15 protein-coding genes and 1 pseudogene are annotated in these 21,192 nt (G+C 72.8%); 12 read left to right on the forward strand and 4 right to left on the reverse strand.

Going from position 1 to position 21,192, the window contains the following annotated elements; translation table 11 throughout:
- Positions 1–87 precede the first annotated feature (87 nt).
- The gene (locus tag ACH443_RS02025) at positions 88–1,137 is read right to left on the reverse strand and encodes a LacI family DNA-binding transcriptional regulator (RefSeq protein WP_430589326.1); all 1,050 of its coding nucleotides are present in this window, start codon (positions 1,135–1,137) and stop codon (positions 88–90) included.
- A 259-nt stretch (positions 1,138–1,396) separates the two neighbouring features.
- Here ACH443_RS02025 and ACH443_RS02030 point away from each other — a divergent pair, with 259 nt between their 5' ends.
- The 9 genes and pseudogenes from ACH443_RS02030 (at position 1,397) to gap (ending at position 11,901) form a co-directional block, all read left to right on the forward strand.
- Positions 1,397–2,392 (forward strand): ABC transporter permease, encoded by a 996-nt coding sequence (locus ACH443_RS02030; protein ID WP_429765806.1) that lies wholly within the window; start codon positions 1,397–1,399, stop codon positions 2,390–2,392.
- A 5-nt stretch (positions 2,393–2,397) separates the two neighbouring features.
- A complete protein-coding gene (locus ACH443_RS02035) occupies positions 2,398–3,306 on the forward strand; it encodes a carbohydrate ABC transporter permease (protein WP_429765805.1) in 909 nt (302 codons plus the stop codon).
- A 76-nt stretch (positions 3,307–3,382) separates the two neighbouring features.
- Positions 3,383–5,053, forward strand: coding sequence for an extracellular solute-binding protein (locus tag ACH443_RS02040; protein WP_430589327.1), 1,671 nt, complete (start codon positions 3,383–3,385; stop codon positions 5,051–5,053).
- Between the two features lie 3 nt (positions 5,054–5,056).
- The gene (locus tag ACH443_RS02045) at positions 5,057–6,607 is read left to right on the forward strand and encodes a xylan 1,4-beta-xylosidase (RefSeq protein WP_430589451.1); all 1,551 of its coding nucleotides are present in this window, start codon (positions 5,057–5,059) and stop codon (positions 6,605–6,607) included.
- Complete coding sequence (locus ACH443_RS02050) at positions 6,607–7,293, forward strand: glycosyltransferase (RefSeq protein ID WP_430589328.1); 687 nt, start codon at positions 6,607–6,609, stop codon at positions 7,291–7,293. The genes ACH443_RS02045 and ACH443_RS02050 overlap by 1 nt, the downstream gene beginning before the upstream one ends.
- A gap of 33 nt (positions 7,294–7,326) precedes the next feature.
- The gene (locus tag ACH443_RS02055; protein ID WP_430589329.1) at positions 7,327–9,405 is read left to right on the forward strand and encodes a beta-galactosidase; all 2,079 of its coding nucleotides are present in this window, start codon (positions 7,327–7,329) and stop codon (positions 9,403–9,405) included.
- Between the two features lie 247 nt (positions 9,406–9,652).
- Positions 9,653–9,796, forward strand: a pseudogene (locus tag ACH443_RS02060) (response regulator transcription factor); the annotation flags it as partial.
- Positions 9,797–9,825: 29 nt separating this feature from the next.
- Positions 9,826–10,797, forward strand: coding sequence for a GlxA family transcriptional regulator (locus ACH443_RS02065; protein WP_429765798.1), 972 nt, complete (start codon positions 9,826–9,828; stop codon positions 10,795–10,797).
- A 105-nt stretch (positions 10,798–10,902) separates the two neighbouring features.
- Positions 10,903–11,901, forward strand: a complete 999-nt coding sequence (gap, locus tag ACH443_RS02070) for a type I glyceraldehyde-3-phosphate dehydrogenase (protein ID WP_430589330.1) — start codon at positions 10,903–10,905, stop codon at positions 11,899–11,901.
- Between the two features lie 23 nt (positions 11,902–11,924).
- Here the strand turns inward: gap and ACH443_RS02075 are convergent, their stop codons facing one another.
- From ACH443_RS02075 to uxaC, 3 genes are all read right to left on the reverse strand, one after another.
- Positions 11,925–14,069, reverse strand: coding sequence for an alpha-glucuronidase (locus tag ACH443_RS02075; RefSeq protein WP_430589331.1), 2,145 nt, complete (start codon positions 14,067–14,069; stop codon positions 11,925–11,927).
- 80 nt (positions 14,070–14,149) lie between these two features.
- On the reverse strand, positions 14,150–15,283 hold the full coding sequence (locus tag ACH443_RS02080) for a mannonate dehydratase (RefSeq protein WP_430589452.1): 1,134 nt from the start codon (positions 15,281–15,283) through the stop codon (positions 14,150–14,152).
- A 110-nt stretch (positions 15,284–15,393) separates the two neighbouring features.
- Positions 15,394–16,812: a glucuronate isomerase gene (gene uxaC / locus ACH443_RS02085; RefSeq protein ID WP_430589332.1), complete on the reverse strand. Its 1,419-nt coding sequence runs from the start codon at positions 16,810–16,812 to the stop codon at positions 15,394–15,396.
- A gap of 180 nt (positions 16,813–16,992) precedes the next feature.
- On the opposite strand from uxaC, the gene ACH443_RS02090 reads away from it, so the two are divergent.
- The 3 genes from ACH443_RS02090 to ACH443_RS02100 all read left to right on the forward strand — a co-directional run bounded on the left by ACH443_RS02090 (position 16,993) and on the right by ACH443_RS02100 (position 21,187).
- Positions 16,993–18,006, forward strand: coding sequence for a LacI family DNA-binding transcriptional regulator (locus ACH443_RS02090; RefSeq protein WP_429765791.1), 1,014 nt, complete (start codon positions 16,993–16,995; stop codon positions 18,004–18,006).
- Between the two features lie 58 nt (positions 18,007–18,064).
- Positions 18,065–19,546, forward strand: coding sequence for a mannitol dehydrogenase family protein (locus tag ACH443_RS02095; RefSeq protein WP_430589333.1), 1,482 nt, complete (start codon positions 18,065–18,067; stop codon positions 19,544–19,546).
- 324 nt (positions 19,547–19,870) lie between these two features.
- Positions 19,871–21,187 carry an ABC transporter substrate-binding protein gene (locus ACH443_RS02100; protein ID WP_430557996.1) on the forward strand — a complete coding sequence of 439 codons (1,317 nt, stop codon included), beginning with the start codon at positions 19,871–19,873 and terminating at the stop codon, positions 21,185–21,187.
- The last annotated feature ends 5 nt before the right edge of the window (positions 21,188–21,192 follow it).

Raw genomic sequence — 21,192 nt, forward strand, 5'->3', positions numbered from 1 at the left:
CTTATACCTCCTCAGCCCCCGCCCCGGGGGGGGCCCCCCCCGCCCCCCCCCCCCCCCCCCCCTCTCTATCTCGTGGAATTCGCTTCTCTATCTCGGCGACCGGGGTTCTCTATCTCGCGGGGGAGCGGTGGACTCCCGGACGACGAGGCCGGTGGCGAGGTTGACCCGCCGGGCCATCGGCGTCTCGCCGCGGGCGAGGTCGAGCAGCAGCCGGGTGGCCGTGGTCGCCATCTCGACCAGCGGCTGGCGCACGGTGGTGAGCGCGGGCGTGGTCCAGTTCGCGAGGGGCAGGTCGTCGTACCCGACGACGGACAGGTCGCGCGGCACGGAGATGCCGCGCTCCTGCGCCGCCCGGAGCAGCCCGATCCCCTGCATGTCGGACCCGGCGAAGACGGCGGTCGGGCGCTCGGGCAGGTCGAGCAGCTCGCTGCCGGAGCGGTAGCCGGACTCCACCTCGAAGTTCCCCGACCGCACCAGCGCGGGGTCGAAGCCGATCCCGGACTCCTCGAGCGCCGTGCGGTAGCCGTCGAGGCGTGCGCGGGCGCACAGCATGGTGCCCGGGCCGGAGATCGCGGCGATGCGCCGGTGCCCCAGCTCGAGCAGGTGCCGCGTCGCCGCGAGCCCCCCGCTCCAGTTGTCCGACCCCACCGTGGGCACGTCGGGCGGGGGCTCGCCGTCGGTGTCGATGACGACGTAGGGGATGCCGCGCGTGGTGAGGCGCGGCCGCTGCGAGGAGCTGAGGCTGGCCGCGACGAGCAGCACGCCCAGCGGCGGGCGCGAGAGCGTCGTCTCGAGCCAGGTGGACGGCGGGCGGTGCTTCCCGCCCAGCTCGGACAGGATGACGCTCACCCCGGCGGCCGCGGCGGCGTCCTCCACGCCGCGGATGATCTCCGTGGACCACGCCGAGCCCACCCGGTGGAAGACGAGGTCCACGAGCCCCGCGCCGACCGGTGGGGTCGCCGCCCGGCGACGCCGGTAGCGGTGGCGCTCCAGCGCGGCCTCCACGCGGTCGCGGGTGGCCGGCGCGACGTCGGTCCTGCCGTTCAGCACCTTGGACACCGTGGGCGCGGACACGCCGAGCTCCCGGGCGATCTCGGCGATCGTCGGCGTCGTGCCCTGCGGTGTGGGGGTGCTCATCGTCCGTCCTGTCATGGCGCGGCGTCGCGCTCGATCGATCGACCGCAAGTTTCGGCTCGACCGTACACGACGTCGGGCGTGCTCTCGACGTTTCCAGGCGCCGTGATCAGACCGTGATCGGCCGGGCGCTTGACCATCACCGAAGGCTCCCCCTACTCTCGGCGGCAGTTGGAGAACGTTTTCAATGACGAAACTTTCGGATCGTCGGCGCGAGGTTGCGACCGGCGGACCGCACGACGACGTGACGGCTGGGGGACTCATGGCGCAGGCCGCAGGGATGGTGACGACCGTCCCACCGATCGACGACGCACCGTTGTCACCACCACCGCGGGACGAACCGCGGCGGCGGACGCGCACCACGTGGCGCCAGGCGCTGCGCAAGGACTGGCGGCTGTACTCGTTCGTCGTCCTGCCGGTGCTGTTCTTCCTGATCTTCAAGTACGTGCCGATGATCGGGAACGTCATCGCGTTCCGCCGGTTCCGCCCGGGCGGCAGCCCGCTGGGCGACGAGTGGGTCGGCTTCTACTACTTCGACATGTTCATCCACAACCAGCAGTTCTGGCAGGTGTTCGGGAACACCGTGATCCTGGGCCTGCTGACGCTGGTGATCTGCTTCCCGCTGCCGATCGTCCTCGCGCTCATGCTCAACGAGCTGCGCTCGCGGCGCTTCAAGAAGATCGTGCAGACGATCTCGTACCTGCCGCACTTCATGTCGATCGTCATCGTCGCGGGCCTCGTGCTGCAGCTCACCGCCGTGAGCGGCACGGTGAACCAGGTCGTGGAGGCGTTCGGCGGCGACGCGATCGCGTTCATGCAGCAGCCCGACTGGTTCCGCTCCATCTACGTGAGCTCGGAGGTCTGGCAGACCGTCGGATGGGGCACGATCCTCTACCTCGCCGCGCTGACGACGGTGGACGACCAGCTCTACGAGGCGGCCCGGATCGACGGCGCCAACCGCTGGCAGCAGACCTGGCACATCACGCTGCCGGGCATCCGCCCCACGATGATGGTGCTGCTCATCCTCAACATCGGCTCCTTCATGGCGGTCGGGTTCGAGAAGGTCCTGCTGCTGCAGAACCCGCTGATCTACTCCACGGCGGACGTCATCTCGACGTACCTGTACCGCGTGGGCATCCAGTCGGCCCAGTTCTCCTACGGCACGGCGATCGGCCTCTTCGAGGCGCTCATCGGTCTGGTCCTCGTCCTCACCGCGAACTTCGTCTCGCGCCGCACGGTAGGAGCCTCGCTGTGGTGACCGGCATGCCCACCCCCGACCTCGCCGCCGTCCGGACCGAGGCCACGACCGTCAAGGACACGGCCGGGTACCGCACCTTCAAGGTGGTCAACGTCGTCGTGCTGCTCCTGGTGTGCGCCGTGACGCTGTACCCGTTCGTGAACCTCGTGGCGAAGGCGTTCTCCTCGGAGGGCTTCATCGCCGCCGGCGAGGTCAACCTCCTGCCGCGGGGCTTCAACGTCGAGACGTTCCAGTACGTCATGGGCGACGCGATGTTCTGGACCAACTACAAGAACACGGTCGTCTACACGGTGGTCGGCACGTTCGTGTCGATGGCGCTCACCACCCCGTACGCCTACGCCCTGAGCCGCCGCCACCTCAAGGGCCGCACGTTCTTCATCGGCATCGCGGTCTTCACGATGTTCTTCAGCGGCGGCCTGATCCCGAACTACATCCTCGTCGCCGACGTGTTGGGGATGCGGAACACCCTCTGGGCGATCGTGCTGCCCGGCGCCATCTCGGTGTTCAACCTCCTGGTCATGAAGTCGTTCTTCGAGAACTTCCCGAGCGACCTCGAGGAGGCGGCCGCGATCGACGGCCTCACGACGTACGGGATCTTCTTCCGGATCGTGCTGCCGCTGTCCAAGGCGGTGCTGGCCACGATGACCCTGTTCTACGCCGTCGGCCTGTGGAACTCGTGGTTCAACGCCTTCCTCTACCTGGACCAGAAGGAGCTTTTCCCGGTCACCGTCTACCTGCGGAACATGATCGCCGCGGCGTCGCCGGCGGCCGACCCGACGCAGGACGCCGTGCAGATCGGCGCGAACATCCAGTCCGTGACGATGCTGCTCACCGTGCTGCCGATCATCTGCTTCTACCCCTTCATCCAGAGGTACTTCGTCTCCGGCGTGATGCTCGGCTCCGTCAAGGGCTGACGGGCCGGCCATCACCCGCACCGCACGCACCACATCCCGCTCGAGAGCGACGACGCTCGTCACACGAGGAGAAGACATGAGGAACACCCGGATGCGGGCGGCCGTCGCGGCCGTGTCGCTGACCACCCTGGCCCTGGGCCTCTCTGCCTGCGGCAGCGGGGGAGACGACGACGGCGGCGACGGCGCGAGCCCGGACGCGGCCGCCACCATCGACGCGGAGCACTCCGTCGGCGCGATGGAGGACTTCGCGGCGGGCACGTCGTTCAAGGCCACCGAGCCGGTGGAGCTCTCGCTGATGTACCGCGACCACCCGGACTACGAGGTGCAGGACGACTGGTCGGTCTTCCAGCACCTCGAGGACGACCGCAACGTGACGTTCTCCCGCACCGACGTCCCCCTGGCGGACTGGGACCAGAAGAAGGCGCTGCTCATCGGGTCGGGCGAGGCGTCGGACCTCATGCCCGTGACGTACCCGGGCCAGGAGACGCAGTTCGTCTCGGGCGGCGCGATCCTCCCGGTGTCCGACTACCTCGAGTACATGCCGAACTTCGCGCAGAAGGTGGAGGACTGGGGCCTGCAGGACGAGATCGACAACCTGCGCCAGGACGACGGCAAGTACTACATCCTGCCGGGCCTGCGGGAGATCCCCGACGTCCAGTACACGGTGATGATCAACGACGACATGTGGAAGAAGGCGGGGATCACCGAGGACCCTGCCACGTGGGACGAGTTCACCGAGGACCTGGCGAAGGTCAAGGAGGCGAACCCCGGCCTCGACTACGCCTACTCCGACCGCTGGACCGACACCACCACGCTCGGCGCGCTGCTCAACGTCATGGGCCCGAACTTCGGCGCCGCCGGCGGCTGGGGCTACAACAACACCTGGTTCGACCAGGACTCCGGCGAGTACGTCTTCAACGGCACGAGCGACGAGTACAAGCAGCTCCTCGAGACGGTGCACGGCTGGGTCGAGGCGGGCGTCATGGACCCGGAGATCACGCAGTCCGACGACCAGGCCCGGCAGAAGTTCGTGTCCGGCAAGTCCGCCGCCGTCACGAGCAACACGCAGGAGATCACGGCGTACCGCACGGCGATCAAGGACGGCGGGAAGGACATCACCACCCGGCTGCTCACCATCCCGGGCGGCCCGGCGGGCAGCAACCTCGCCGCGAGCCAGCTCTCCAGCGGCCTGATGATCTCCAGCAACGCGGCGGAGCAGCCGTACTTCAAGGCCCTGCTCCAGTACGTCGACTGGCAGTACTACTCGGACGAGGGCATCGAGTTCGCCCAGTGGGGCGTGGACGGCGAGACGTACTCGAAGGACTCGGACGGCACCCGCACGCTGAACGACGACATCAGCTGGAACGCGATCAACGCCGGCGCGCCGAAGAAGCTCAACACCGACTTCGGCTACAGCAACGGCGTGTTCCTGCTGGCGAACGGGTCCACGCAGGACCTGCTCGAGTCCGTGATGTCGGACGAGGTCAAGGAGTGGACCCGGTCCGTGCTCGACGCCAAGGAGGTGCTGCCGGTGGCCCCGGCGCCGCGCCTCAACGAGATGGAGCTCGAGCAGAACTCGCTGCTCGACACGCAGCTCAAGGACGCCGTCCAGTCCGCGACGGCCGCCTTCATCACCGGCCAGCGCTCGCTCGACGACTGGGACGCGTACGTCGCCGAGATCGAGGGCCTCGGCGCCACGCAGCTGGTCGAGACCGTCAACACCGCCCTGGCGCGCCAGGAGGGCTGAGCCCTGACCACCGTCGTCCCCGACGCGCCCGCCGCCACGCTCTCCGACGCGTGGCGGCGGTGCGTCGGCACCGGCCGCCTCAACCTCGCGCTGCGTCAGGACTACCAGGACTCGCTCGCCGTGGTGCAGCGGGAGATCGGGTTCCGCCACGTGCGGGGCCACGGCCTGCTGTCCGACGACGTCGGGATCCACCGTCCCTACGACGCGGCGGGCCACCGCGGCACGCGGTACGCGTTCACCTACGCCGACCAGGTCCTCGACGCGTGGCTCGCGCAGGGCATCCGGCCGTTCCTCGAGCTCGGGTTCATGCCGTCGGCGCTCGCGTCGGGGGAGCAGACCGTGTTCTGGTGGAAGGGCAACGTCACGCCGCCGCGCGACCACCGCGAGTGGGCGGCGCTCGTCCAGGCGGTGCTGCGGCACGCGATCGACCGCTACGGCCTCGAGGAGGTGCGGCGGTGGCCGGTCGAGGTGTGGAACGAGCCGAACCTCGTGCAGTTCTGGGAGGGCGCGTCGCAGGAGGCGTACCTCCGGCTCTACGAGGTCACCGCGGCCGCGGTGAAGGAGGTCGACGCCGACCTGCAGGTGGGCGGGCCGGCGATCTCCCCCGGCGCGGACGATTGGTGGGCACCGTTCGCGGAGTTCGTCGAGCGCCGGGACGTCCCGGTGGACTTCGTGTCCTTCCACGCCTACACGAGCGGGCCCGCGCAGCACGTGCCGTTCGGCACCTACCAGACGCTGCGGCATCCCCGGAACCTGCTGGACCAGTTCGCCGCCCCGGCGAAGCTGCTGGCGGGCACCCGCCTGGAGGGGCTGCCCGCCCACGTCACCGAGTTCAGCACCAGCTACCGCCCGGACAACCCCGTGCACGACACGGCCTACCAGGCGGCGTCGCTGGCGCCCGTGCTCTCCGAGGGCGGCGACCTCGTCGACTCCTTCTCCTACTGGACGTTCTGCGACGTCTTCGAGGAGGAGAACGTGCCGACGTCGGTCTTCCACGGCGGCTTCGGGATGCTGGGGCACCGGCAGCTGCGCAAGCCGGTGTTCCACCTCTACGCCTTCATGGCGCGGATGGGCGGGGACGTGCTGCACCGGGGCCTGGACCACCTGGTGACGCGCGACGGCGGCGGCCGGGTGACGGTGCTGGCCTGGCAGCCCGTGGGCGGCACCGACGACGCCCCGGAGGCGGACCGGCACGAGCTGCGGCTGAGCGTCCCGGTCGGCGGCGCCGCGACGCGCCGGGCGTCGGTGCACCGCTCGCGCGTGAACGACGACGAGGGCAACGCGTTCAGCGCGTGGCGCCACCTGGGCCGTCCGGCGTCGCCGACCGCGCGGCAGCTCGACCTGCTGCACGAGGCGTCCGTGCCGGGGCGCTCGCACACCTCGCTCGAGGTGTCGGGCGGCCGGGTCGACCTGGCGCTCACGCTCGCCCGGCACGAGGTGACGCTGGTGGAGATCGACCCGGTGCACGACGAGACGCCGTCCTGGCTCGACGACGCACGGATCCTCGGTCGAGAGCACAGCCGAGAGCAGGACCGCGCCGGGGAGGTGCCCTGATGGCGGCGGCGGCCGGGACGCCCCGTGAGTTCGGGGACGGCGTCCTGGGCCGGATCACGGCTCGCGTCTACTGGTACGCCGTCGTGGGGGCGCTCGTCGCCCTGGGCTGCGTGCCCACGCTGGTGCTGCTCGCGCTCCTGGACCGGTCCACCGGCAACGCGCTGCTGGTGCCGCTGTGCCTGGTGCCGGCGGCCCCGTTCCTGGCCGCGGGGCTCTTCGCCCTGCACGCGCGGGCGGGTGCCGACGAGCCCGTGCCGGGCCGCACGTTCGTGCGCGGACTGCGGCTGGGCTGGCTCGACGCGCTGCGGCTGTGGGTGCCGGTGACGGCGGTGCTCGGCGTCGTCCTCACGTCGGTGCTGCACCGCGAGGCCGCCGGCATCTCCGCGGCCTACGCCGTCGTGCTCGGCCTGGTCGGGCTCGGCGTGCTGCTCTGGGCGGTGCAGGCGCTGGTGCTCGCGTCCCTGTTCTCCTTCCGGGCCCGCGACGTGGCCCGGCTGTCCGCCTACTACCTGGGCCGGCGGCCGCTCGTCGCCGTCGGCCTGCTCGCGCTCGTCGTCGTGGCGGGCGGCGTGGTGTGGGTGGCGGGCGAGCTGGTGCTCGCCGTCGTCGCCGCCGCGTGGCTCGCCTTCCTGCTGCGCGTCGCGCAGCCCGTGCTCGACGACGTCCGCGCACGCTTCGTCGCCTGACCCCCATCACCGACCTCCGGAGGAAACGTCGTCATGTCCGCCCACCTGCCCGCCGGACGCAAGATCCGCTACGGCGGCGACTACAACCCCGAGCAGTGGCCGCGGGAGGTGTGGGAGGCCGACCACGCCGCGTTCGACCTGGCGTCGATCGACACGGTGACGCTCAACGTCTTCTCCTGGGCGACGCTGCAGCCCGACGAGGACGCGTACGACTTCGCGCTGCTCGACGCGATCGTCGAGCGCGCCGTGGCCGCGGGCCGCGACGTCGTGCTCGCGACGTCGACCGGGGCGCTGCCGCCGTGGCTCGCCCACCGCCACCCCGAGGTGGAGCGCACCGACTTCCAGGGCCGGCGGCACGTGTACGGGCAGCGGCACAACGCGTGCCCCAGCTCGCCGGTGTACCGGCGGCTGTCGGCAGAGCTCGCGGGGCGCCTCGCCGAGCGCTACGCGGGCACGCCCGGGCTGGTCGCGTGGCACGTGGGCAACGAGTACGGCGGGTTCGACGGCGGCTGCTGGTGCGACCTGTGCGCCGCGGGCTTCCGTGAGTGGCTGCGCGCGCGGTACGGCACGCTGGAGCGCCTGAACGACGCCTGGAACGCGGCGTTCTGGTCGCACACGTTCAGCGACTGGGAGCAGGTCGTGCCCCCGAACATGCTCAGCGAGCACTGGCGCGGGCCGGACCACACGGCCTTCCAGGGCATCACGCTCGACTACCGGCGGTTCATGTCCGACGCGATGCTGGCGAACTATCGCGACGAGAAGGCGCGCATCCGCGAGCACGACGCGACCACGCCCGTCACGACCAACTTCATGGGCATGTTCCGGCCGATCGACTACCACCGCTGGGCCGAGGACCTCGACTTCGCGTCGTGGGACAACTACCCGCCCGGCCAGCGGGAGCACGCCCGCATGGCCCTGGCCCACGACGTCATGCGCGGGCTCAAGGACGGCGCGCCGTTCTGGGTCATGGAGCAGACGCCGACCATGACCGCCTCCCGCGACGTCAACCCGGTGAAACGACCCGGCGTGCTGCGGCTGTGGTCGTGGCAGGCGGTGGCGCACGGCGCGGACGCCGTCCTGTACTTCCAGATGCGGCAGTCGAAGGGGGCGTGCGAGAAGTACCACGGCGCCGTCCTCGACCACGCCGGCCGCACGGACACCCGCGCGTTCCGGGAGGTCGCGGCCCTCGGCGCCGAGCTCGACGCGCTGGGCGACGCCGTCCTCGGGGCGCGCACCCCGGCCCGCGTGGCGCTGCTCTTCGACTGGGACTCGTGGTGGGCCGCGGAGATGACGGACGGCTTCAACCGGCACGCGCGCTACGTCGACACGGTGCTCGCCTACTACCGCGCGCTGTGGCAGGCGGGGGCGCAGGTGGACGTCGTGCCGGTCACCGCGGACCTGGCCCGCTACGACGTCGTGCTCGCGCCCATGCTGCACGTGCTCAAGGGCGACGTCGCCGAACGGCTGGAGGGCGTGGTCGCGCGCGGCGGCTCGGTGCTCGCGTCGTACTGGTCCGGCCGTGCGGACGAGGACGCGAACGCGTTCCTCATGGACGCCCCCGGCCCGCTCGGTCGGCCGTTCGGCGTGCGCGTCGAGGAGACGGACTCCGCCGAGCCGGGCGTCACCAACCCCGTCACCCTCAAGGACGGCACGGGCGACGACGTCGTCTCCGACGCCGCGCTCGTCTTCGAGGTGCTCGTGCCGCAGGGCGCGGAGGTGGTCGGCACGTACGGCTCGGAGTTCTATGCGGGCACGCCCGCGGTCACGCGCCACCGCCCCGGAGGCCCGGACGACGGGGAGGACGGCGGCGAGGCCTGGTACGTCGCGACGGCTCTCGACGACGCCGGCACGGGCTGGGTGGTGCGCCGCGTCCTCGCCCGGCACGGCCTCGTCGGGCCCTATGCCGACGCCGAGGACGTCGAGCTGGCGGTCCGCGAGGGCGCCGACGGCGCGCGGACGGCGTTCGTGCTGAACCACGCCGGCGTCGCCGTCGACGTCGCCGCCCATGCCTCGGGCACGGACCTGCTCACCGGTCGCCGGATCGAGGCGGGGGAGCCCCTTCACCTGGAGCCGACCGACGTCGTCGTCCTCCGCGAGGACCCGCCGAGATAGAGAAGCCGGACCCGCGAGGTAGAGAAGGGACGGACCGAAGCCGCTTTCGGTCCGTCCCTTCTCTATCTCGCGGGTCCGGCTTCTCTATCTCGGCGTGCCGGTGACGGTGTCGCCGCTCGAGGCCGTGCGCGCCGCCGTGCGCGCCGCCGTGCGCGGGGACGCGCTGCTGTCGCCGGCCATCACGCGCCGGCTGATCAGCGAGTTCGTGGCCCGCCCCCCGGACGCGATCGCCCCCGACGGCCTCGACCTGGTGCTCAGCCCGCTCACCGCGAAGACGCACGTCAGCCGGGCCATGACCAAGCTCGGCGCCCGCGACCGCGCCCAGCTCGTCGTGTTCGCGTACGAGTCGGGGATCGTCTCCCCGCGCTCGCGTCCCGCCGGCCGCGCGTGACCGCGCCCGCGCTGCCTACGCTGCGTCCTGTGCCGGAACCGACCGACCCGCCGGAACGCCGCCGCCGCGTCGCCGTCCTCGTGCTGGAGGGCGCCAAGCCCCTCGACGTCGGCATCCCCGCGCAGGTCTTCACGACGCGCCCGAGCATGCCCTACGAGGTGCGGGCCTGCGCCGCGGCTCCCGGGCTCGTCGCCGGCGGGGACGGGCTCTCCTACCACCTGGACCACGGCCTCGAGGCGCTGGCCTGGGCCGACGTCGTGTTCCTCCCCGGGTACCGGCACCCGGACCGCGACGACCCGCCGCCCGCCGTCGTCGACGCGCTCCTGGCCGCGCACGACCGCGGCGCGCGACTGGCCGCCATCTCGACCGGCGCGTTCGCGCTCGCGGCCACCGGCCTGCTCGACGGACGACGCGCCACGACGCACTGGCACTACACGCGAGCGCTGGCGGCCAAGCACCCGGGCGTGCGGGTGGACGAGAACGTGCTGTTCGTCGACGAGGGCAGCGTGCTCACGTCGGCGGGCGCCGCGTCGGGCATCGACCTGTGCCTGCACGTGCTGCGCGGCGACCTGGGGGTGGCGGCGTCGAACCACGCGGCCCGCCGCCTCGTCGCGGCGCCGTACCGCAGCGGCGGCCAGGCGCAGTACGTGCCGCGGAGCGTGCCCGAGCCGCTCGGCGAGCGGTTCGCCGCCACCCGCGAGTGGGTGCTGCACCACCTGACCGAGGACCTCACCCTCGAGGACCTGGCCCGGCACGCGGCCGTCTCGCCGCGCACCTTCTCGCGCCGGTTCGCCGACGACACCGGATACACGCCGATGGCCTGGGTGCTGCGGGTGCGCGTGGACGTGGCACGGGAGCTGCTGGAGCGCTCGGAGCGCAGCGTCGAGCAGGTCGCCGCCGACGTCGGGCTGGGGACGGGCGCGAACCTGCGCGCGCACTTCCGGCGCATCCTCGGCACGACGCCCAGCGAGTACCGGCGCACGTTCGCCCGCGGGGAGTGAGGCCCTCCCCGGGCGTGGCGAGATCCTTGCGGACCGTGGCGCGCGCGCCGGTGTTCTGCCCGTGCGACGGCGGCGAGCCTGGTGGCGACACGGAAGGAGGGTCACATGACCCGCATCGCCATCAACGGGTTCGGCCGCATCGGGCGCAACGTGGTCCGCGCGCTGCTCGAGCGCGGCAGCGACCTGGAGATCGTCGCCGTCAACGATCTCACCGAGCCCGCCGCGCTCGCCCGGCTGCTCGCCTTCGACAGCACCGCCGGGCGCCTGGGCCGCCCGGTCACCGCCGAGGACGACGCGATCGTCGTCGACGGTCACCGCGTCGCCGTGCTGGGGGAGCGCGAGCCCGGCACCCTGCCGTGGCGCGAGCTCGGCGTCGACGTCGTGCTCGAGTCCACCGGCCGCTTCACCTCCGCCGCCGCGGCACGCGCCCACCTCGACGCCGGGGCGCGCAAGGTGCTCGTGAGCGCGCCGTCCGCCGGCGCGGACGTCACGCTCGCCCCCGGCGTCAACACGGGCACCTACGACCCGGCCGCGCACACGATCGTCTCCAACGCGTCGTGCACCACCAACGCGCTCGCGCCGCTCGCGTCCGTGCTCGACGACCTCGCCGGCATCGAGCACGGGTTCATGACCACCGTGCACGCCTACACCCAGGAGCAGAACCTCCAGGACGCCCCGCACCGCGACCCCCGCCGCGCCCGCGCCGCCGCCGTGAACATCGTGCCCACCACGACCGGCGCCGCGAAGGCGATCGGGCTGGTGCTGCCGCGCCTCGACGGGAAGCTCTCGGGCGACTCGATCCGGGTACCCGTGCCGGTGGGCTCGATCGTCGAGCTGAACGCCGCCGTCGCGCGCGACGTGACGCGCGAGGACGTGCTCGCCGCCTACCGGGACGCCGCACGGGGACCGCTGGCCGGGGTGCTCGAGTACTCCGAGGACCCCCTGGTGTCGTCGGACGTCACGGGCAACCCGGCGTCGTCGATCTTCGACTCCCTGCTGACGCGCGTCGACGGCCGGCACGTGAAGGTCGTGGCCTGGTACGACAACGAGTGGGGCTTCTCCCACCGGGTGGTCGACACCCTGGAGCTGCTCGCCGCGGGCTGACCCGGGCACGTCGGCCGCTCGGCTCAGAAGATCGTGCGGCCGTGGGCGTCGGGGATCCCGGACTTCCGGAAGAAGTACGTGTTCAGCTGGTCGCGCCACTCGACGGCCGACCGCAGCTGCTCGGCGAGGCGCTCGCGGACGCGGGCGTCGACGTCGGCCGGGAGCGCGCCGGGGACGAGGTCGGCCAGCGACTCCCACGCCGCGACGGCCTCGCGCACCCGCTCGACGCCCGCGAAGTGCGTGTCGTAGACGTGCTGGACCACGGTGACGCCGGAGCGCAGCACGTGCGTGTACGGCACGTGGTGGAAGAACAGCAGCAGCTCGTCGGGGCAGGTCGCGAGGTCCTCGTAGACGTCACGCCAGGGCTCCGGGTACTGGCCCGTGAACCCGGTGCCGGTGGCCCGGGTGCGGTCCACGCCGATGCCGTCGCGGTCGGCGAAGTGGTAGGTGCCCCACGGCGTGTACTCGTAGCCGTCCACGTCCGGGCCGTAGTGGTGGCCGGGGCGCACCATGAACCCGACGCCCAGCGGCGCGGTGTACGACTCGTAGGTGCGCCACGAGCCGTCGAGCACCGCGTGCAGCGCCTCGCGGACCCGCGGCTCGAGGCCGCCGTCCGGGCCGGCGAAGGTCAGCCCGACCCACTCGTCGAGGATGGCCGCGGGGTCGAGCGTCGGGTCCCACGCCAGCCGCCCGAAGGCGTACAGGTTCGCCTGCGCCAGCGGGTGGCCGGTCCAGAACCGGTCGTCGCCCACGTTCGAGACGGCGGCGATCCCGCCGCCCCCGGCGTCCGCGACGGCGGCCGGCGCGGACGGGCCGCGCCCGGCGACGACGTCGCGCACCGCGGCACCGTCCTCGCCGGCTCCCCAGGGCCGGAAGCCGAGATTCTCGCTCCACCAGGGGGCGAGGTAGCACGCGTGCCGCTGCTGGCCCGTGTACTCCTGCGTCACCTGCAGCTCGAGGGCCAGCCGGGTGGCGGGCATCCCCGCGAGGACCGGCGAGACCGCCTCGCGCGTCTGGAAGTCGATCGGGCCGTGCTTGACCTGCACCACCACGTTGTCCGCGAACCGGCCGTCCAGCGGCGCGAAGTGGTCGTACGCGGCGCGGGCGCGGTCGGTGGTGCGGTCGCGCCAGTCCTGCGTGTGGTCGTAGACGAACGCCCGCCAGTGCACGACGCCGTCGTGCGGCGCGACCGCCTCGGCCAGCAGGTTGGCGCCGTCGGCGTGGTCGCGCCCGTACGCGAACGGGCCCGGCTGGCCCTCGGAGTCGGCCTTGACGACGAACCCGCCGAAGTCCGGGATCGTCGCCCAGACGCGGTCGGCGGCGGCGCGCCACCAGGCACGCACGTCGTCGTCGAGCGGGTCGGACGTCGGCAGCCCGCCGAGCGTCATCGGCGCGGCGAAGCTCACCGCGAGGTGCGTGCGCACGCCGTAGGGCCGCATCGCGGCGGCGATGCGCGCGACCTCCGGCAGGTCGTCGGTGAGCAGGCGTGCCTCGCGCGCGTGCACGTTGACGTTGTTGATGCAGACCCGGTCGACGCCCGTCGCGGCGAGCAGGCGCGCGTAGGTCGTGACGCGGGACAGGTCGTCGCGGACCCGGCCGTCGGCGTAGAAGATCGACCCGCCCGAGTACCCGCGCTCGACCTGCCCCATCACCGGGTGCACGTCCATGTTGTCCCAGTGGTCCAGCACGCGCAGCGCGAACGCGGGGGCGTGCCGCTCGTCGACGTCGGGCCCCGTGAACGCCGTCTCGCCGTGCCGCACCACGTGGAACCAGCCGTGCAGCAGCGCCGTCGGCGTCTCGGCCGTGACGGTGACTCGGCCGCCGTCCCGCACGATCCGGAACCCGTCGCCGCCCGAAGTGTCAGGGCCGCGCGCAGGAAGACGTGCACCTGGCCCTGACACCTCGTGGACCAGGGCGAGGAGGAGGTCGGGGGAGCCGTCGGGGTCGACGACGGCGCCGCCGTGCGCCGCGGTCGCGCGCTCGAGCTCCGCGCGCAGCGTGGCCACGACCTGGGGGGAGCTGTCAGAACCAGGCGGTGCCACACCGCGCCGTGGCTCTGCCGGCTCGGGCGTGGCGACCGCCACGCGGCGGCGGCCGGCGGCGGCCAGCGCGCCGTCGGGCAGCCAGGCGGGGTGCGGTGCGGGATCGACAACGATTTCGGAAGTCACCGGCGGGTCCTCGGGTCGGTGGTGGGAGGTGGAGAGGGGCCGCGGGCCCGGGACGTCGGCGTCCCGGCCCGCGGCGGTGCTCAGCGGTCGGTGGGGGCGGCGTAGCGGAACGCGTCCCACGCGCCGAGCAGATACTGGATGCCCAGCGCGCGGTCGTACAGGCCGTAGCCGGGGCGGGGCTTGTTCGTGGTGTTCTCGTCCCAGAGGTGGCGGCCGTGGTCGGGGCGGACGTAGCCGGTGTACCCGGCCTCGGCGTACGCCTTCATGATCCCGGTCGTGTCGACGTCGCCCTCGCACGCCCGGTGCCCCACCTCCGTGAAGTCGCCGTTCGGGAAGTGCTTGATGTTCCGCACGTGGGTGAAGTGGATGCGGTCCATGAACCGGCGCACGGTGTCCGCGGCGAGCGGCGCCTGCGCCGGGTTCGCCGAGAAGCTGCCGAGGCACAGCGTGAGGCCGTGGTTCGGGCTCGGGTGCAGGTCCAGCACGCGCTGCAGGTCGTCCGGCGTCGACACGACGCGCGGCCAGCCGAAGACGTCGAACGGCGGGTCGTCCGGGTGCACGCCCAGCTTGATCCCGGCCTCCTCCGCCGCCGGGACCACCGCGTCGAGGAAGTACCGGTAGTTCGCGTACATGTCCTCGTGCGTGACGCCCTCGTACGCGGCGTTGAGCTCGGTGAAGCCCGCGAGCCGCTCGGGCTCCCAGCCGGGCAGCGTGAGGCCGTGCGACCCGGCCTCCATGTCGGCGATGAGGCCCTCGGGCGTCATCCGGTCCACGACCGCCTTCTCGAAGAACAGCGCGGTCGAGCCGTCGGGCAGCGGGTGCCACAGGTCGGTGCGCAGCCAGTCGAAGACGGGCATGAAGTTGTAGCAGACCACCTTCACGCCGGCCCGGCCCAGCCGCCGGAGCGTCGTCACGTAGTTCTCGATCGCCTCGTCACGGCTCAGCCCGAGGACGGTGCGTCCCAGCTTGATCGACTCGTGCACGTTGACGGACTCGACCACCTCGGCGTCGAGCGTGCGGGTCACGCCGCGGGCCCGGGCCTCGTCGGAGAGCCCGGAGATGCGCGCCACCTCGGCGTCGATCTCCTCCTGCTCCCACACCTCGCCGGCCTGCTTGTGATGCAGGCTCCACACGATCGTCTCGACACCGGGGATCTGCCGGACGTGGTCCAGCGTGACCGTGTCGTTGCCCTCGCCGTACCAGCGGAAACCCATCTTCACTGCGTGACTCCTCGTGCTCGTCGTCCTGCCCCTCCACCTGCTGTGAGCGGGCGTTCGGCCCCGTTCTCGACGTCCGTCCGGGCCAAACGCCCGCTCACAGCGGTTCAGGGGCGGGAGTAGGCCGCCTGGGGCAGGCGGTAGGTCAGATCGGTGGCCACGTCGACCGCCTCGTCCAGGTCGAGGCGGTGCTCGGCCACCAGGCGGGCCAGGTAGCCGGCGTCGACGCGCCGGGCCAGGTCGTGCCGGGCGGGGATGGAGCAGAACGCGCGGGTGTCGTCCACGAAGCCGCTCATGTTGCTGAACCCGGCCGTCTCGGTCGCCGCCTCGCGGAACCGCCGCATCGCGTCGGGGGCGTCGAGGAACCACCACGGCGCGCCGAGCCGCAGCGACGGGTAGACGCCGGCCAGCGGCGCGAGCTCGCGCGAGTACACGTCCTCGTCCACCGTGAACGCGATCATCCGGAAGCCCGGGTGGTGGCCGAAGGCGTCCAGCACGGGGCGCAGCGAGTGCGTGAACTCGGTGACCACCGGGATGTCGTAGCCCTTGTCCGGGCCGAACGCGGCGAACGGGGCGCTCGCGTGGTCGCGCAGCACGCCGGGGTGCAGCTGCATCACGAGGCCGTCCTCCGCCGACATCGCGGCCATCTGGAACAGCATGTGCCCGCTGAACGCCTGCGCCTCGGCGGCCGTGACCGTGCCCGCGAGGGCCTTGTCGAGGATGCGCGCGGCCTCGGCGTCGTCCAGCGGCGTCGTGTCGGCGTACAGGTGGCCGTGGTCGGTGGCCCGCGCGCCCGCGGCGACGAAGCGCTCGCGCTGCGCGCGCAGGGCCTCGAGGTAGCGGTCGTACGACGTGACGTCGACGCCGGCCGCCTCGCCGAGCCGCTCGACGTCGTCGCGCCAGGTCGCGCGGTCGACGTGCAGCAGGGGGTCGGGCCGGAAGGTGGGCAGCACGCGGTCGCCGTAGCCGTCGGCGGCGAGCTTCGCGTGCGCGTCGAGGGTCGCCCAGGCGGGGTCGGTCGTGGCGATGACCTCGATGTTGAAGGCGTCGAGGAGTGCGCGGGGGCGGAACTCCTGCTCGGCGAGGCGCGCGGCCACCTGGTCGTACAGGGCGTCGGCGGTCTCGGCCGACGGGCGCTGCGTGACGCCGAGGATCTCGACGAGCACGTGCTCCAGCCAGTAGCGGGTGGGCGTGCCGCGGAAGTGCTTCCACCCGGCGCAGAACCGGCGCCAGATCTCGCGCGGGTCGGTCTCGACGGCCTCGTCGTCCGTGGATCCGACGCCGAGGCGGGGCAGGGTCTCGCCCTGGGAGACCAGCATCCGCGTGAGGTAGTGGTCGGGCACGACGACGAGCTGGGCCGGGTCGCCGAAGGGCGCGTCGTCGGCGAACCACTCGACCGGCACGTGGCCGTGCATCGAGACGATCGGCAGGTCCCGCACCGCGGCGTAGATCTCGCGGGCCAGTACCCGGGATCCGGGGTCGGCGGGCAGCGCCCGGTCGGGGTGCAGGGTCCAGCGCTCGCTCACAGGAGCTCCTCAACGTCGAGATGGGATGCGAACGTTTGCATCGTAGCCTGCCGACTGCCGAGCACGGAATCCCCAAGGCATCCGTGGCCGGGGGCAGACACGACGAGCCGAGATGTGCGACGATCTGGCAAACGTTCGCATCGTCCGGGTGCGAGCGGCGGGCTCGAGGAGACGGTGGTCGTGGTCACGGTGCACGACGTCGCGCGGGCGGCCGGCGTGTCGATCTCGACGGTCTCGCGCGCCCTGACCGACCCGCAGCGGGTCGCCGTGGCGACGCGCGACCGGGTGACGTCCGCGGCGCGCGAGCTCGGCTACCGACCCAACCGGGCGGCCAGCGTGCTCCGCGCGGGACGGTCCGGAGCGCTCGGGCTCGTGGTGCCCGACCTCGCCAACCCCTACTTCGCGGCGATCGCCAAGGGCGCCCAGGCCCAGGCGCGCGAACGCGGCGTCGGGCTCTTCGTCGTCGACTCCGACGAGGATCCCGAGCTCGAGACCGAGGCCGTCTCGGGCCTGGCTCCGCAGACCGACGGCATCATCCTGTGCTCGCCGCGCGCGGTGGAGCGCACCGTCGAGGCGCTCGAGGGCCGACCGGTGGTGCTGGTCAACCACCATGTCGACGGGCTGCCGTCGGTCGTCGCCGACCACGAGGCGGGCATGCTGCGCACCCTCGAGCACCTGCGGGCGCTGGGCCACGCGAAGGTCGCCTACGTGGGCGGGCCCGCCCGCTCGTGGTCGGACAGCCGCCGCCGCGCCGGCCTGCGTGCGGCCGCCGCGCGGCTGGGTGACGTCGAGCTCGTGGAGCTCGGGCCGCACCGGCCGCAGGTCGCGGGCGGGCACGCGGCGGCGGACCTCGTCGTCGCCACCCGCGCGACGGCGGTCGTGACCTTCAACGACCTCGTGGCCGCCGGTCTGGTCGAGCGCCTGCGGGTGCGCGGCCTCGACGTGCCCGGCGACCTGTCCGTGGTCGGCTGCGACGACGCGTACGTCGCGGAGCTCCTGGCCCCGCCCCTCACCACCCTGCGGACCGACCTCCGCGACTCCGGCCGCGTGGCCGTCGACCGCCTGGTCCTGCGCCCGGGCAAGGACGACGGCGCCCTGCAGGGCGACGTGACGCTCCCCGTCGAGCTCGTCGTCCGCGGATCGACCGCACCCCCGCGCGCCGCGGCGCCGCGGCCCGCCCCCGACGCCCCCTGACCACCTCGACCGACACGGACGCACCACCCCGGCGACGCCGCCGGACGACGGAGGAACCATGACCGACCGCCTGCACCGCTCCCACCTGCCCGCCCGTCTCGAGGCGCCGGTGACCCCCGACCAGGTGGGCATCGTGCACCTGGGGATCGGAGCGTTCCACCGGGCGCACCAGGCGGTGTTCACGGAGCTGGCCGCCCGCGCCACGGGGGACCGCCGCTGGGGCATCCTCGGCGTCACGCAGCGGTCGGCCTCCGTGCGCGACCAGCTCCGGCCGCAGGGCGGCGCCTACTCGGTGCTCACCGCGGGCACGCACGAGACCCGGCTGGACCTGGTCGGGGCGGTGCTCGACGTCGCCTGGCCGGCGGAGGAGACCGCGCGGGTGCTGGAGACGATCGCGGCGCCCACGACCCACGTCGTGACGCTGACCGTCACCGAGAAGGGGTACGCCCGCGGCGCGGACGGCGGGCTCGACGTCGAGCGGGTGCGCCCGGACCTGGACGCCCTCGCCGCCGGCGACGCCGCCGTCCCGGGCGCGACGGCGGTCGGGCTGCTCGTGCGCGGGCTCGCGGCCCGGTGGCGTGCTGCGGAGGCAGCGGGGGAGCGGCGCCCGATCACCGTGCTGACCTGCGACAACATGGTCGACAACGGGCACGTCCTGGGGCGGCTCGTGGGCGAGGCGGTGGACGCGGCGCTCCCGGGGGAGCAGGGCGACGGGCTGCGGTCGTGGCTGGCGACCGACGTCGCGTTCCCGTGCTCGATGGTGGACCGGATCGTGCCCGCGACGACGCCCGCGCAGCGGGACGCGGTGGAGCGCGAGCTCGGCGCCCGCGACGAGGGCCTCGTCGTCGGGGAGCCGTTCCGCCAGTGGGTGATCGAGGACCGGTTCGCCGGCCCGCGCCCCGCCTGGGAGGAGGCGGGCGCGACGTTCACCGACGACGTCGCACCCTGGGAGCAGGCCAAGCTGCGCCTGCTCAACGGCACGCACTCGCTGCTCGCGTACGCGGGTCGGCTGGCGGGACACGCGACGCTCGCGGAGGCGGTGACCGACCCCGTGCTGCACGAGCGCGCCCGCGCCTTCATGCTCGACGACGCGCTGCCGACGCTCACCCCGCCCGACGGCGCCGACCTGCGCGCGTACGCGGAGTCGCTGCTGGAGCGGTTCGCCAACCCGGCCACGGGCCACACCACGGTCCAGGTGTCGATGGACGGCACCCAGAAGATCCCGTTCCGCTGGGGCGGCATCGTCGCGGACCGGCTCGCGGCGGGCGCGGTCCCGGCCGGCGCGGCGTTCGCGCTCGCGGCGTGGAGCGAGGTGGTGCGCCGGGAGGCGGCCGCCGGCCGGCTCGTCGACGACCCGCGGGCGCAGGAGCTCGCCGACGTCGTGGCCGGGGCCGGGGACGGTGATCCGGCGGCCGCGGCCCCGGCCGACGTCGCGCGGGCGCTGCTGGCGCTGCCGGGCCTGCTGCCGGAGGGCGTCGGCACGGACGCCGGGCTCGTGGACGCCGTGCTGGCCCAGGTGCCGGAGCTCGCGGAGGTCTGAGCCCGAGGAAACGTGGGCGTGCGGGGCGGCGGCCCCTCTCTCCTGCGGGTTCGTCGGACGGCGCCGCCGCCACGTAGGCTGCCGGCCGGATGTGAGCGATCACACGTGTGCGGGTCGCCGGGGCCCTCGCCGGGCCGCGACGGGTCGTCGCCGCGGGAACACGTCAGGGCTCGTTGCGAGATCGTGATGTGACTCGGAGCACCCCGGGGCTGGACAACGCTTACCGAATCCTGTTTTATCGATTCAGTCGGCAGCCGTACGAGGGGTCAACGGGGCGTCCTCGTCGCCGACGATCGTGGACGATCGACGAGCGAGGAGGCTCACATGAGGATCACGCGGAAGGCCGCCGGCGCGGCCGCGGCGGCGGTCGCCGTCGCCCTCACCCTGACCGCCTGCGGGGGCGGCGCCGACCCTGCGGAGCCGGGCTCCGCGGAGAAGGTGAGCACCGACGAGGACATCACCATCTCGCTCGCCTGGTGGGGCGAGCCCGCCCGTGCCGAGATGTACGAGAAGGCGGTGGACCTCTTCGAGGAGAAGCACCCCAACATCACGGTGCAGACCCAGTTCCAGGACTGGGACGGCTACTGGACCGCGCGCGCCACCGAGGCCGCGGGCGGCGCCCTGCCGGACGTCATCCAGATGGACCTGTCCTACCTGCGCCAGTACGGCGCCACGGGGCAGCTCCTGGACCTGGGCGGCCAGGTGGGCGTCAACCTGAACACCGACGGCGTGGAGGACTCGCTCCTCACCTCCGGGCAGATCGACGGCGCGCAGTACGGCGTCCCGACGAGCACCAACACGCTCGCCACGTTCTACAACGCCGACCTGCTCAAGAAGGTGGGCGTCGAGCCGCTCGCCGAGGGGTACACCTGGGACGACTACAGCAAGTGGATCGAGAAGGTCACCGAGGCGGGCGCCGGCGAGGACCCGGCCCTGTACGGCGGCGGCGACTTCACCGCGACGTTCTGGTTCTTCCTGCAGTGGCTCATCCAGCAGGGCGTCGAGCCGTTCAGCGAGGACGGCAAGCTCAACTTCGACGAGGCGCAGATGACCGAGTGGCTGAACCTGGGCCAGGGGCTGCGCGACTCCGAGGCGATCTACCCGATCAAGAAGAACAAGCAGCTGGAGCCGCTCGGCGGGTTCCACGTCAACGAGGTCGCGTCCGAGTCGACGTGGGACAACTTCCTGGCGGGCTACGTGGCCGAGTCCGGCGAGGACATCCAGATGCTGCCGATCCCGTCCGGCGAGAACGGCCCGTCGCAGTTCTGGAAGCCGTCGATGCTGCTCTCCGCGTCCGCGCAGACCCAGCAGCCGGAGGCGTCCGCGGCGCTCATCGACTTCCTCATCAACGAGCCCGAGGTCGGCAAGATCTTCGGCACCTCGAAGGGCGTGCCCGCCGTCCAGGCGCAGATCGACGCGATGGACGTCGAGCCCGGCTCGGTGGACGAGCAGGTCGTGAAGTACGAGGAGCAGGTGGCGGACGTCGTCACCGAGCCCGCCCCGGTCCCGGTCGAGGGCTTCGGCGAGATCGAGGCGGAGTTCAAGCGCCTCGGTGAGGAGCTCGGGTACGGCAACATCACCGTCGACGAGTTCGTCACCCAGTGGTTCTCCTTCGCCGACAGCGCGGTGAAGCAGTCGTGACTGCG

Origin of the sequence: Isoptericola sp. NPDC019571 (assembly GCF_044389385.1) — a bacterium.
GTDB lineage: Bacteria > Actinomycetota > Actinomycetes > Actinomycetales > Cellulomonadaceae > Isoptericola > Isoptericola nanjingensis.